14 protein-coding genes are annotated in these 12,859 nt (G+C 65.3%); 7 read left to right on the forward strand and 7 right to left on the reverse strand.

Annotated elements, in window-relative coordinates:
• Positions 1 to 92 precede the first annotated feature (92 nt).
• Entirely contained in the window at positions 93 to 1,130 is a 1,038-nt protein-coding gene (hemH, locus tag QJT82_RS21505; RefSeq protein WP_028341354.1) for a ferrochelatase, read from the reverse strand.
• A gap of 114 nt (positions 1,131 to 1,244) precedes the next feature.
• Between hemH and QJT82_RS21510 the strand changes: the two genes are divergently transcribed.
• The gene (locus tag QJT82_RS21510; RefSeq protein ID WP_016842609.1) at positions 1,245 to 1,643 is read left to right on the forward strand and encodes an MAPEG family protein; all 399 of its coding nucleotides are present in this window, start codon (positions 1,245 to 1,247) and stop codon (positions 1,641 to 1,643) included.
• Between the two features lie 84 nt (positions 1,644 to 1,727).
• Here the strand turns inward: QJT82_RS21510 and QJT82_RS21515 are convergent, their stop codons facing one another.
• The 3 genes from QJT82_RS21515 to QJT82_RS21525 are packed head-to-tail and all read right to left on the reverse strand — an operon-like array spanning position 1,728 to position 5,583.
• Positions 1,728 to 2,846, reverse strand: a complete 1,119-nt coding sequence (locus QJT82_RS21515) for a nickel/cobalt transporter (RefSeq protein ID WP_196238175.1) — start codon at positions 2,844 to 2,846, stop codon at positions 1,728 to 1,730.
• Positions 2,843 to 3,493: a DUF1007 family protein gene (locus QJT82_RS21520; protein WP_035631767.1), complete on the reverse strand. Its 651-nt coding sequence runs from the start codon at positions 3,491 to 3,493 to the stop codon at positions 2,843 to 2,845. Before QJT82_RS21520 ends, QJT82_RS21515 begins: the two co-directional genes overlap by 4 nt.
• A 2-nt stretch (positions 3,494 to 3,495) precedes the next feature.
• Positions 3,496 to 5,583 (reverse strand): M3 family metallopeptidase, encoded by a 2,088-nt coding sequence (locus QJT82_RS21525; protein WP_028341357.1) that lies wholly within the window; start codon positions 5,581 to 5,583, stop codon positions 3,496 to 3,498.
• Positions 5,584 to 5,719: 136 nt separating this feature from the next.
• Between QJT82_RS21525 and QJT82_RS21530 the strand changes: the two genes are divergently transcribed.
• The 6 genes from QJT82_RS21530 to QJT82_RS21555 all read left to right on the forward strand — a co-directional run bounded on the left by QJT82_RS21530 (position 5,720) and on the right by QJT82_RS21555 (position 10,681).
• Positions 5,720 to 5,974 (forward strand): hypothetical protein, encoded by a 255-nt coding sequence (locus tag QJT82_RS21530; RefSeq protein ID WP_085970589.1) that lies wholly within the window; start codon positions 5,720 to 5,722, stop codon positions 5,972 to 5,974.
• Between the two features lie 672 nt (positions 5,975 to 6,646).
• Complete coding sequence (locus tag QJT82_RS21535) at positions 6,647 to 7,789, forward strand: type III PLP-dependent enzyme (RefSeq protein WP_016842601.1); 1,143 nt, start codon at positions 6,647 to 6,649, stop codon at positions 7,787 to 7,789.
• Positions 7,790 to 7,919: 130 nt separating this feature from the next.
• Positions 7,920 to 8,537 (forward strand): N-acetyltransferase, encoded by a 618-nt coding sequence (locus tag QJT82_RS21540; protein ID WP_028341359.1) that lies wholly within the window; start codon positions 7,920 to 7,922, stop codon positions 8,535 to 8,537.
• A gap of 11 nt (positions 8,538 to 8,548) precedes the next feature.
• Complete coding sequence (locus QJT82_RS21545; protein ID WP_196238176.1) at positions 8,549 to 8,716, forward strand: hypothetical protein; 168 nt, start codon at positions 8,549 to 8,551, stop codon at positions 8,714 to 8,716.
• 92 nt (positions 8,717 to 8,808) lie between these two features.
• Positions 8,809 to 9,198 (forward strand): RidA family protein, encoded by a 390-nt coding sequence (locus tag QJT82_RS21550; protein ID WP_028332860.1) that lies wholly within the window; start codon positions 8,809 to 8,811, stop codon positions 9,196 to 9,198.
• A 40-nt stretch (positions 9,199 to 9,238) separates the two neighbouring features.
• Complete coding sequence (locus QJT82_RS21555; RefSeq protein WP_028341360.1) at positions 9,239 to 10,681, forward strand: homospermidine synthase; 1,443 nt, start codon at positions 9,239 to 9,241, stop codon at positions 10,679 to 10,681.
• A gap of 128 nt (positions 10,682 to 10,809) precedes the next feature.
• Here the strand turns inward: QJT82_RS21555 and QJT82_RS21560 are convergent, their stop codons facing one another.
• The 3 genes from QJT82_RS21560 to QJT82_RS21570 form a co-directional block, all read right to left on the reverse strand.
• Positions 10,810 to 11,550, reverse strand: coding sequence for an acetoacetate decarboxylase (locus tag QJT82_RS21560; protein ID WP_028341361.1), 741 nt, complete (start codon positions 11,548 to 11,550; stop codon positions 10,810 to 10,812).
• A gap of 119 nt (positions 11,551 to 11,669) precedes the next feature.
• The gene (locus QJT82_RS21565) at positions 11,670 to 12,002 is read right to left on the reverse strand and encodes a hypothetical protein (RefSeq protein ID WP_028341362.1); all 333 of its coding nucleotides are present in this window, start codon (positions 12,000 to 12,002) and stop codon (positions 11,670 to 11,672) included.
• Positions 12,003 to 12,082: 80 nt separating this feature from the next.
• Positions 12,083 to 12,799, reverse strand: a complete 717-nt coding sequence (locus tag QJT82_RS21570) for an MgtC/SapB family protein (protein ID WP_028341363.1) — start codon at positions 12,797 to 12,799, stop codon at positions 12,083 to 12,085.
• Positions 12,800 to 12,859: the final 60 nt, after the last annotated feature.

Consider the following 12,859-nt stretch of genomic DNA (forward strand, 5'->3'; position numbering starts at 1 on the left):
CCGGCTGTTGTTCTCCCTAGCACATAGGAAGCTGCCGTCCGACTACCAGATGCAAGTGAATAGCCGTGTCCGGTGTCACTGATCGTTAACAATCAGATCCAGCCCTGAAGCTCGCGCAGCACGAGCTGGCGGATCACGTCCATGCCGCCGTCGCTGTCGTTGAGGCAGGGGATCGCCGCGAACTGCTCGCCGCCATTGTGCCGGAAGATCTCGGCATTCTCCTGCGCGATCTCCTCCAGCGTCTCCAGGCAATCGGCGGAGAAGCCGGGCGTCACCACGGCAATGCGCCGCACGCCGTCCTTGGCCAGCTTCTCGACCGTCTTGTCGGTATAGGGCTGCAGCCACTCGGCATTGCCGAAGCGCGACTGGAAGGTGAGGATCAGCCCGTTGGCATCGAGCCCGAGCCGCTTGCGCAGCGCATTGGTCGTGGCGATGCATTGCGCCTGATACGGATCGCCCTTGTCGACATATTCCTTCGGCATGCCGTGGAACGAGGCGACGATGATCTCGGGCTGGAACGCCAAGGTCGCAAGATGCGCATTGATCGAGACCGCGAGCGCCTCGATGTAGTCGGGATCGTCGTAGTAAGGCGGCGTCACCCGCAGGATCGGCTGCGCGCGCATGCCGGCCAGCACGCGGAACGCCTCGTCGCAGACGGTCGCCGACGTCGCGGCGGAATATTGCGGATAGAGCGGCACCACCAGGAGCCGGCCGCAGCCCTGCGCCGCCAGCGCCTCGATGCGCTCCTTGATCGAAGGGTTGCCGTAGCGCATCGCCCAGTCGACCACGACGTGGTCGTGATCGGCGATCGCCTCCGCCAGCTTGTCGGCCTGCGAGCGCGTGATGGTCTTCAGCGGCGACTCGTTCTTCTCGGTGTTCCAGATCTTCAGATAGTCGCGCGCCTTGCGGGCCGGCCGGACGCGCAGGATGATGCCGTTGAGGATCAGCTTCCAGAGCAGGCCCTGATCCTCGATCACCCGCGGATCGGACAGGAATTCCTTGAGATAGACCCGCACGCCGGCGGCATCCGCCGTATCGGGCGTGCCGAGATTGACCAGGAGCACGCCGACGCGTTCCGGCTTCGGCGCCGCCGCAGGCTTCGCGCTGTCGAAGGGGATCACCGTGCTCATGATGGCCTTGCGCTAGATATCCTTCGCTTGGGAGCTTTGGGCTTCGCGCGTTGCTCCAACCTTGTCAAGCCGAGTGCGGGTTGGCTACGTTCCCGTGCGGAATAAGGGGGAACCATGACGATCGCCGAATGGTGCGTCTTCGGGACGCTGATGCTCTCGCTGCTGACGATCGTATCGGTGAAGTGGACCGGCTTCCGCAGCTTCGACAATGCCAGGCCGCGCGATCCCGATTTCTACGACGACCCGATCCGCTCGCGGGCGCTCGGCGCGCACCAGAACGGCATCGAGGCCTTCCCGTTCTTCGCCTTCGCCGTGCTGCTCGCCGAATTCCGCGTCGGCCCGCTGCGGCTGATCGACGAGCTCGCTGTGCTGTTCCTGATCGTGCGGATCGCCTACGTCTTCACCTATATCGGCAACCGCCCGACGCTGCGCTCGATCCTCTGGAGCATCGGCTTCGCGATCAACATCGCGATCTTCCTGCTGCCGGCGATCAGGGGATATCTGACGAGTTGAGCCGCGAATCCGCTCCCCTCCCCGTCATCCCCGCGCAAAGGCTTCGCCTTTGCGCGGGGATGACGGATTACCTGGAGTGGGGCTCTACAAACACGTCGCCCGCTCGGCCGCGACGTAGCCGAACAGCAGGCCGAGCCCGAACAGCAGCACAAGGCCCGCGGCGGCGAACTCCAGGCCGCGCATGATGACCATGCCGCCGCCGTCGCGCGCCGCGCTCAGCCGCTCCGCCACGCCGCGCGCCGACACCGCGACCAGCGCGATCGCCGCCACCGTAATGGCGGTGCCGAGCCCCATCACGAAGGTCGCGGCAATGCCGGCCCAGAACAGGCCCTGCGCCAGCGCGAACACCAGCACCAGGATCGCGCCCGAGCAGGGCCGGATCCCGACGGTCAAGATCGCGCCGAGCCCCCGCCGCCAGCCGCCAGGACCGGCAAGCTCGGCCGGCGTCGGCCCGTGCGAATGGCCGCAATGCTCGTCATGGACGTGTTGCGCGTCATGACCGTGATCGTGGCCGTGATGATGATGGCCATGATCGTCATGCGCGTGACGATGATGGTGATCATGGCCATGGTCGTGGTGATCGTGGTCATGATGGTCGTGATCGTGCTGATGCGCGCCGGCCATCGCCAGCGCCGGGCGCGGCATCTGCAGCGCGCGGAAGAAGCCGCCGCCCTTGACCCAGACCAGCCGGGCGCCGAACGCCGCGATCAGCGCGTAGCTTGCGATCTCGATCGCCTTCTCCGCCCCGCACATGGTCTTCGCCGTCGCGTTGAGCAGCCACGCGCAGATGCCCACGATGAGAACGGCGACCACCGACTGCATCAGCGCCGAGGCGAACGACAACACGATGCCGCGCCGCGCGGTCTCGCGGTTGGCGACCATGTAGGAGGAAATCACCGCCTTGCCGTGGCCGGGGCCGGCGGCATGGAAAATCCCATAGGCAAAGGAGATCACGAGCAGCGTCCAGACCGCCGAGCCGTCGGATTTTGCGGCGCGGATGGTCTGCGATATCTCGCGGTAAAACTCCGACTGCTTCGCCAGCAGCCAGCCGACCAGGCCGCCCTGCGGCTCGGGAGCGCGCGGCGCACCGAACGGGTTTTGCGCGAGCAGCGCATGAACGGCGCCATCGAGCAGCGCAAATGCCGCCAGCACGGCAGCGGACACGGCGAGGCCGCGCGTCATGCGCGAGACGATCGGCGTCATGGGCACTCCACCGAGACCTTGTTGGCGAACATCATGCCGAAATTGCCGTTGCCACCGTCGAGAAAGGTCTGCTCGCCGAGTTTCTGCGCGGCGGCGGTGCCGTCACTGTTCGGCCGCTCGAACTGCATCTTGCAGTCCGCCGCGGCGCCGACCAGCTTGACCGGCTCCTTCTCGGCATACTGGAAGTCGATGAAATAGGTCGGGTCGAACACTTCGAGCGAGAGTTGCCTGGCGTTGAACGGCGTCTTCAGCGGCAAAGTGAAGTGCAGCGTCAGCGCCGAATCCTTGTATTCGAGGAAGTAGTCGACCGGTTCGGTGAACTTCTGCTTCTTGCCGTCGCCCTTGGCGAAGGTGAAGTAGGCGTATTCCTTCAGCGACTCGACATTGGTTTGCGCCAGCGGCGCCAGCTCCTCGCGGCTGTAGGCACCCTTCACCTTGGTCTCGATGCCCTGCAGCGCGTAAGTCGAGAACATGTCGTCAAACGTCCAGGCGTGCCGGACCCCGGTGATGGTGCCGTTGGGCGCGTAGATCAGCTCGCTCTTGGCGACGATCCAGACATGCGGATGGGCCTCGGCGGCCGCCGTGCCGAGCACGACGGACACCGCGAGCACGAGCCCGGCAATCAGCCGGTTGAGGGACGGCCGCACCGTCAGGCCGCCTCTGATGTCTCGAGCAGGCCGCGGCGGCGCAGCAGCGCGTCCGGCTCGGGCTCGCGGCCGCGGAAGGCGACATAGGCCTCCTCGGGATCGCGCGAGCCGCCCGACGAATAGATGTCGTCATGCAGCCGCTTGGCGGTCGCGGGATCGAAGATGTCGCCGGCCTCCTCGAAGGCGCCGAACGCGTCGGCGTCCATCACCTCCGACCACATGTAGCTGTAATAGCCGGAGGCATAGTGGTCGCCGGAGAAGATATGGCCGAACTGGGTCGGCCGGTGCCGCAGCGAGATTTCGGCGGGCATGCCGATCTTCTCCAGCTCCTTCTGTTCGAAGGCGCGGACGTCCCAGCTCGCCGCCGCCGGCTGGGTGTGGAATTCGAGGTCGACCAGAGCGGACGAGACGAACTCCACGGTGGCAAAGCCCTGGTTGAACTTGCGCGCGGCGAGGAAGCGCTTGAGCAGGTCGTCCGGCAGCGCCTCCCCGGTCTGGTAGTGGCGGGCGAAGCGCTGCAGCACCTCGGGCCGCTCCTGCCAGTGCTCGTAGAGCTGCGAGGGCAGCTCGACGAAGTCGGTGAACACGCTGGTTCCGGACAGCGATGGATAGGTCACGTTGGACAGCATGCCGTGCAGGCCATGGCCGAACTCGTGGAACAGGGTCCGCGCATCGTCGGGCGACAGCAGCGACGGCGCGCCGTCGGCGCCCTTGGCGAAGTTGCAGACATTGATCACCAGCGGCGCGACGGCGCCGTCGAGCTTCTGCTGGTCGCGCAGCGAGGTCATCCAGGCGCCGGAACGTTTTGACGGCCGCGCGAAGTAGTCGCCGTAGAACAGCGCCTTGTGCTGGCCGTCGCGGCCCTTGACCTCCCAGACCCGGACATCTGGATGCCAGACCGGGACGTCCTTGCGTTCCTCGAAGGTGACTCCGAACAGGCGGGTGGCGCAGTCGAACGCGGCCTCGATCATGTGGTCGAGCACCAGATAGGGCTTGATCGCGGAATCGTCGAAATTGGCGCGGCGCTGGCGCAGCTTCTCGGCGTAGTAGCGCCAGTCCCAGGACGCCAAGGTGAAATTGCCGCCCTCCTCCGCGATCAGCGCCTGCAGCGCGTCGCGGTCGGCGAGCGCCCGCGCCCGCGCCGGCTTCCAGACCCGCTCCAAGAGGCCGCGCACGGCCTCCGGCGTCTTCGCCATGGAATCCTCGAGGCGGTAGGCGGCGTAGGTCGGGAAGCCCAGGATCTTGGCGGTCTCCTCGCGGAGTCTCAGGATCTCCACGATGGTCGCGTTGTTGTCGTTGGCGTTGCCATTGTCGCCGCGCGCCGTGAAGGCCTTGTAGACCTTCTCGCGCAGATCGCGCCGCGACGAGCTTTGCAGGAACGGCTCGACCGAGGAGCGCGACAGCGTCACGATCGCCTTGCCGGGCATGCCGCGCTCTTCCGCCGCAGCCTTGGCAGCCGCCACAAATGTGTCGGAGAGACCGGCGCGGTCGTCCTCGCCGAGCTCCATGGACCACTCCTGCTCGTCGCCGAGCAGATGGTGGCTGAACGAGGTGCCGAGATGGGCGAGGCGCTCGTTGATCTCGGCCATGCGGGCCTTTGCCGCATCGTCGAGGCCGGCGCCGGAGCGGCGGAAGCGGGTGTAGGTGCGTTCCAGCAGCCGCATCTGCTCGCCGGTCAAGCCGAGCGAGGCGCGCTTCTCGTGCAGCATGGCGATGCGGCCAAACAGCACAGCGTTCATCATGATCGGATTCCAGTGCCGCGCCATTCTCGGCGACACTTCCTTGTCGATCTCCAGAATCGCCGGGCTCGAATGCGCCGAGACCAGATCGTAGAACACCGCCGAGACCTTCGACAGCAGCTTGCCGGAGCGCTCCAGCGCCGTGATGGTGTTGTCGAAGTCGGGCAGCGCCGGATCGTGGGTGATCGCAGTCACTTCCGCCGAATGATCGGCGAAGGCCTGCTCGAAAGCGGGCAGGAAATGCTCCGGCTTGATCTCGGCGAAGGGCGGCGTCTCGAGCGGCGTCTGCCATGCCTTCAGGAGGGGGTTGGCCAAAGTCTCGACCTTGGCGTCTGCGCTGGTTCCTGACATCGAATGTCCCGTTTTTCGCCTTGAAAATGCTGCCCAATCTATATCACGCGATACGGCATTTTTGGGCCTTTTGCGCTTGATAGATGGGCACTTTTCGGAGAGATTGCGCCCCCTGAACAGGACCTATTCCATGACCATGCAGCCCTCCACCTCAGGCAACCGCACCATCGTCTGGCCGAGCGTCATCACTGTGATCTCGGCGGCGATCCTGATCGGCGCGGAAGTGTTCGGCGCGGCGTTCGCCGGCGGCTGGGCGCTCGCGATCCTGCTTGGGCTCGACGACGTCGCCGCGCACATCCTGCAGGCGGTGCTGTTCGGCATCGGCGTCTTGATCATGATCGCCTTCATCCGCGCCGCGCAGCGCGTCGAGCCGTTCACGCGTCGCGCGTGAGCTTTGAGCGATTCAAGAAAGCGCTGCGGCACAGGGCTAAAACGCACACACGCTTCGTTAGTCATTCTTAACAGCCGTTCATCTTCAGCGCCTCCGACGCGTGCTGCGCGCGACATCGCAAACACGCGTTAGGGAAATTTGCCGCTATCGCAAAAAAATTCTTGCGCCGCGAAGTCAAAAGACTTATTTCCTGCCTTGCCCAATTTCGCACGTGCCTGTGGTCGTGTGTCAGTCGGTAGGTATCCGGACAAGAGGCCGGACAGCCGCCAAGGGGTGGAAGAACCGAGGGTCGCTTACGTCCATCAGGACACGAGGCGGCCAGCATCTCTCTCCAGGGATGCCGTTGAAGGTCTCACCACTCTTTGCAACCGTGACTGGCAGCCGGAGGCGAACCGGCGCACCCCGCTCTCAACGGGGGACGCGACTTAAAGCAACGACGGATCGGGCTTTTTTGGTCTCTACCGGCGGTCCAACGCCGGCCCGGGCTACTGAAAAGGCTTGTCCTTCATTGCCAGGTGAGCGGGCGGGAAACTCTCCCAACCAATCCACGGCAGCACAGTCTGGTTTGAGTCTCTTGGCCTCAACGCGCCTCCATCGCGCGATGTGGCCGAAGCGCTCTTACCCGACGTCACGTTGATGCGGATCCCGTCGCTGGGGCCGTTGGAGAGTGCCATGACTGAACGTATCCAGGAATTCCTGCGCAACCGCCGCCAGGATGGTCTCGACACCGAGCCGTGCCTCGTCGTCGACCTCGAAGTCGTGCGCGACAACTACCAGACCTTCGCGAAGGCGCTGCCGGACAGCCGCGTGTTCTACGCGGTGAAGGCTAATCCTGCGCCCGAAGTGCTGTCGCTGCTGGCCTCGCTCGGCTCCTGCTTCGACACCGCGACCGTCGCGGAGATCGAGATGGCGCTGGCCGCCGGTGCGACGCCGGACCGCATCTCCTATGGCAACACGATCAAGAAGGAGCGCGACATCGCGCGTGCCTTCGCGCTCGGCATTCGCCTGTTCGCGGTCGACTGCGCCGCCGAGGTCGAGAAGGTCGCCCGCGCCGCTCCCGGCGCCAAGGTGTTCTGCCGCATCCTCTATGACTGCGCCGGCGCCGAGTGGCCGCTGTCGCGCAAGTTCGGCTGTGACCCGGAGATGGCGGTCGAGGTGCTCGACCTCGCCAAGCGCCTGGGTCTGGAGCCGTGCGGCATCTCGTTCCATGTCGGCTCGCAGCAGCGCAAGGTGAAGGCGTGGGACCGCGCGCTGGCGATGGCGTCGACCGTGTTCCGTGACTGCGCCGAGCGCGGGATCAACCTCACCATGGTCAACATGGGCGGTGGCTTCCCGACCAAGTATCTCAAGGACGTTCCGCCGGTCCTGCAATATGGCCGGTCGATCTTCCGCGCGCTGCGCAAGCATTTCGGCAACCAGATCCCGGAGACGATCATCGAGCCGGGCCGCGGCATGGTCGGCAATGCCGGAATCATCGAGACCGAAGTCGTTCTGATCTCGAAGAAGAGCGATGAGGACGAGGTCCGCTGGGTCTATCTCGACATCGGCAAGTTCGGCGGTCTCGCCGAGACGATGGACGAATCGATCCGCTACGCCATCCGCACCCCGCATGACGGGGCGGACATGACGCCGTGCGTGCTCGCGGGCCCGACCTGCGACTCTGCCGACGTGCTGTACGAGAAGCTGCCGTATCCGCTTCCGGTGACGCTCGAGATCGGCGACAAGCTGCTGATCGAAGGCACCGGCGCCTATACGTCGACCTACTCGTCGGTGGCGTTCAACGGCATTCCGCCGCTGAAGACCTACCACATCTGACCCGCCTCCTTTTCGAGGCTCGATAAACCGGGAGCCGGCCCCGCCGGCTCCTCCCCGATCATTTTTGATTTTCCTGAACGACGCTTGCCGCGGCGTACGACATGCCGTTGCAAGCGGGGACTGACGTGCCATGACTGCAAAACGGAACACCCCCGTTGCCCTCATCCGAGATGCCGCCCCGTTCGCGATCCGTGCGGAGCGTGGCTCGGACGTCGTCGCACGCGAAGCGCTGCTGGATGCCTGCTTTGGCTATAATCGCCATGCGCGCACCTGCCAGCGCCTGCGCGACGGACGCGCGCCCGCCGAAGGCCTGAGCCTTGCGGCCGTGCGCCAGGACGGCCGGCTGGTTGGAACCGTGCGGTTGTGGCACGTCAGCGCGGGGGGCCGCAGCGCGCTGATGCTGGGGCCGCTGGCAGTCGACGACGACTGCCGCGGCCTCGGCGTCGGCGCCGCGCTGATGCAGCGCGCGCTGGCTGTCGCGAAGACACGCGGCCACGGCGCCGTGATCCTGCTTGGCGATGCGCCCTACTACGCCCGCTTCGGCTTCACCGCCGCCAAGACCGGCGAGCTGTCGCTGCCTGGCACGTTCGAGCGCGAGCGACTGCTCGGCGTCGAGCTTGTCGCCGGCGCGCTGGACGGCGCCTGGGGCATGATCACGCCGACCGGCGTGATCATGCCCGAGGCCAAGGCATCGCGGACGCGATCCCGGACCCGGAAGGCACCGCTCGCCGTGCCGCACGCGGCGTAAGGCGGGCCGTCATGTCGGGGCACCTTCCCATCACCGACCGCGCGCGCCCGCGTTGGCGCGGCCTCGTCACCACGGTCATGCTGATCCTGATCTCGGTGATGATCGTCAGGGATATCCTGGTCCGGCGCTGGACCGGCACGCCGCCATCGCCGCCCGACACCACGCTGCAGTCCCACTAACGCCGGCCGCGCCAGGCCTGAACCAAGGGGTTGCGCGGGCGGTAAAAATGCCCGTAAACCCCGCGCAAAGCCATTTTTTCGTCGAGGTCCAGATGTCCCGCCGCCTGATTTCCACCGGCTCGCCCTTTGAGAAGACCGCCGGCTACAGCCGCGCCGTGATCGACGGCGACTTCGCCTTCGTCGCGGGAACCACCGGCTATGACTACGCCACGATGACCATGCCGTCAGATGTCACGAGCCAGTCACGGAACTGCTTCAAGACCATCGAGGCCGCCCTCAAGGAGGGAGGCTTTGCGATGGCCGACATCGTTCGCGCGACCTACTACCTCACCGATGCCCGTGACGTGGATGCCCATTTCGCGGTCTGCGGCGAGGTCCTCGGCGACATCCGCCCGGCCGCAACGATGCTGATCGTCGCGGGGCTCTACAAGCCTGAGATGAAGGTCGAGATCGAAGTCACCGCGAAGCGTCGCAACCCCTGATCCACTCTATCCGCCGCTAGGCACTCTCCTGGAGAAAATGATGAGCCCCGCCTCGCAGATCTACGCGAAGATCACAGGTCCCATTGTCATGATCGGCTTCGGCTCGATCGGCAAAGGCACGCTGCCTTTGATCGAACGGCATCTCGATTACGACAAGTCGCGCGTTACCGTGATCGACCCCAAGGACGAGGGCCGCAAGGCGCATTGCGAGAAGCACAACGTCAAATTCATCCAGAAGGCCGTAACCAAGGACAATTATCGCGACCTGCTGAGCCCGCTGCTCACTGAAGGCGGCGGCCAGGGCTTTTGCGTCAATCTGTCGGTCGATACCGGCTCGACCGACATCATGGAGCTCTGCAACGAACTCGGCGCTCTCTACATCGACACCGTCAACGAGCCCTGGCTCGGCTTTTATTTCGATTCGTCGAAGGGCCCGGAAGCGCGCTCCAACTACGCGCTTCGCGAAGTGACGCTGGCCGCCAAGAAGGCGCGCCCCGCGGGCTCGACGACGGCCGTCTCCTGCTGTGGCGCCAATCCCGGCATGGTCTCATTCTTCGTCAAGCAGGCGCTGCTCAATGTCGCCGCGGATCTGAAGCTCAATGCCCCGAAGCCAAAGACCAAGGCCGAATGGGCGGACTTGATGCGGCAGGCCGGTGTGAAGGGCATCCACATCGCCGAACGCGACACCCAGCGCTCCAAGTCGCCGAAAGAGCCTGACGTCTTCGTCAACACCTGGTCGGTGGAAGGTTTCCTGTCGGAAGGCGTGCAGCCGTCCGAACTCGGTTGGGGCACCCATGAGAAATGGATGCCCGAGAATGCCCATACCCACGAAGCCGGCTGCGGCGCAGCGATCTATCTGATGCAGCCCGGTGCCAACACGCGCGTGCGCACCTGGTGCCCGACCCGCGGCGCGCAGTATGGCTTCCTCGTCACCCACAACGAGTCGATCTCGATCGCCGATTACTTCACGGTGCGTGACGCATCGGGCACGGCGATCTATCGGCCGACCTGCCACTATGCCTATCACCCGGCCGACGACGCCGTGCTGTCACTGCATGAAATGTTCGGCCGCGCAGCGAAGATGCAGGAGAAGCACCACATCCTCGACGAGAACGAAATCGTCGATGGCATCGACGAGCTCGGCGTCCTGCTGTTCGGTCATGACAACAATGCCTACTGGTACGGCTCGCAGCTCTCCATCGAGGAGACCCGCAAGCTCGCGCCCTATCAGAACGCCACCGGCCTGCAGGTGACGTCCGCCGTGCTCGGCGGCATGGTGTGGGCGCTGGAAAACCCGAACGAAGGCATCGTCGAGGCCGACGAGATGGACTTCGATCGTCTCTTGGAAATCCAGCTGCCGTATCTCGGCCCGGTGAAGGGTTTCTACACCGACTGGACCCCGCTGACGGATCGTCCGGGACTGTTCCCGGAAGATATCGACACCAGCGATCCCTGGCAGTTCAAGAATATTCTGGTGCGCTGACCCGAAAGGTCATCCCGGGATGCGCGCTCAGGCGCGCAAACCCGGGATCTCGAAATTGTCGCGCGAGATTCTCCGGTGCGCGAGTGCGCACCATTGTTCATCGCTGACGCGACGCCTGAATGACTTCGTCATCTCGCCATGTAGTCGAACGCGACCGAGCCGAGGCCGAGCGTCAGGTCCGCCTTGAAATGCAGCGCCGAGACCACCTCGCGCACCGGCAGGCGGGCGACGTCGCACAGCGCATGCGGAAACAGCCCGAGCGCGGCGGGACCGGTCCAGGCCTCCTTCAGCGTGATGTCTTCCAGATGAAACCGCACCAGCTCGCAGATCCGCGGGCTGCCGTCGACATGCGGGATGATTTTCAGAATGAAGTTCGGCGCTGTCATCGATTTCAGCACGGTGTCGAGGTCGACCTTGCGGTGCTTGTAGCCCATGGTGGCGGAGGCGCAGAGCACCGAGCCGTAATGCAGCGAGCCGACCAGCACGTCGCTCTCGACCTCGATCCTGGGCTTTGCCAGCTTCTTCGGAAATCCCCACAGTTCGCGGCCGCCGGCGATCGGACCTTCATCGTCGAGATACATCGCGTGGGTGTAGGCACCCTCCTCGCCCCTGAAACGAACCGGAATCACCTGCCCTGTCTCGGTGTAGTCGCCGAACCCGGTCGAGTCCGGCATGCGGATGAACTCGTACTTCACCACCGGCTCCGCGACCTCGAGCGGCTCCGGCACCACGGCGGCGAGCACTTCCGGGTCGGTTTTGTAGGTGATGATGAAATATTCGCGGTCAAAGAACCGGTAGGGCCCCGGCGGAAACGACGGGTTGGTGAGCGGCATCGAATAGGCGGTGCGCCGGACGTCCTCGATCTTCATGGCAGGCCCCATCTGTCGTTGGCAAGACGACAGATTATGGAGGGCGTCGGCGGCGGAGGCGAGACCGTATAATCGGCAGCGTCCGTCAAATCCGCGTCACAATGCGGGCCGCGGCGTGCCTACTTTTTCTCGATCGGCGGCGCGGTCTTCTCCGCGGGCGCGGGCGGCAGCACCGGCTTGGCGCCGGACTTCTGTGCCTCGTCGTCGGGACGCGCGGGCTGCGGCGCCGGCGTGGTCGGCCGCTCGCCGCCCGGCTTCGACTCGGCCGGCGGCGCCGTCTTCTGCGGCTCGGGCATCGGCGTCGGTTGCAGCGGCTGGGTCGCCTGCGCGATCTCCTGCGGCGGGGTCGCATTGATTGCGTGCAGCGAAAGCACCGCGATCGCAACGCCCGCTGCCACCAGCGTCGAGGCGATCAGCATGTCGATTCGCAGCCTGATCCGATCCGCAGCCATCTCGTTCACCCCGTCCTGTCCGCGAGGTCAACGATCCTGCCACGGCATGGTTCCGAAGCGGCGCCTGCGGGAACCTCGGCTCAATCCGTGGTGCTGACCTCCCAGGTCGCGTGCCGCACGCCGGGCTGATGCTGCAGATCGACCACCACGGCGTTCAATTCGTTGGGCTCGACCGCGGTCGAGACCAGCGTCGCCACGATCTCGAGAAAGTCGTCGCCGGCCTCGACCACGTCGACATCGGCGACCGGATAGTCCGCGGCCTCCAGCTTCTCGACCAGGCGGTCGCGCATGTCGGGCAATGCCTCGGGAGTCACGGCGAGCTTGAAATAGTAGGTCGCCTCCGAGGCCTTCTCGTTCAGCGGGATGCGGTTGATGGCGTTGACCAGCGGACGCAGCAGCGTGTTGCCGGCGATCACGAACACGGTCAGCGCCGCCGCCTGCGCCACGAGGTCGGCACCGGCGCAGGAGCCGACCGCGGCCGAGGCCCACAGCGTCGCCGCGGTGTTGAGGCCGCGCACGTCCATGCCCTGCTTCATGATGACACCGGCGCCGAGGAAGCCGATCCCCGACACCACATAGGCGATCACCCGCACCGCGCCGTCGGCGCCGGCCAGATGCATTGCGAGGTCGACGAAGGCGGCAGCGCCGACCGCGACCAGCACATTGGTGCGCAGGCCCGCGGTGCGCTGCCGGTACTGCCGTTCGGCGCCGATCAGGGTGCCGAGCACAAAGGCCGTGGTCAGGCTGACCAGCGTGTCGATGAAGTCGGCGAGCTGGAATGTCGTGAGAAACCGCATGGCGCTGCCCCGGCGCGAGCTTCGTCTTTTGACGCGTTTTCTTCGCTCGAAAACGCTTCG

Origin of the sequence: Bradyrhizobium sp. Mp19, from assembly GCF_029952935.1 — a bacterium.
Lineage (GTDB): Bacteria > Pseudomonadota > Alphaproteobacteria > Rhizobiales > Xanthobacteraceae > Bradyrhizobium > Bradyrhizobium elkanii.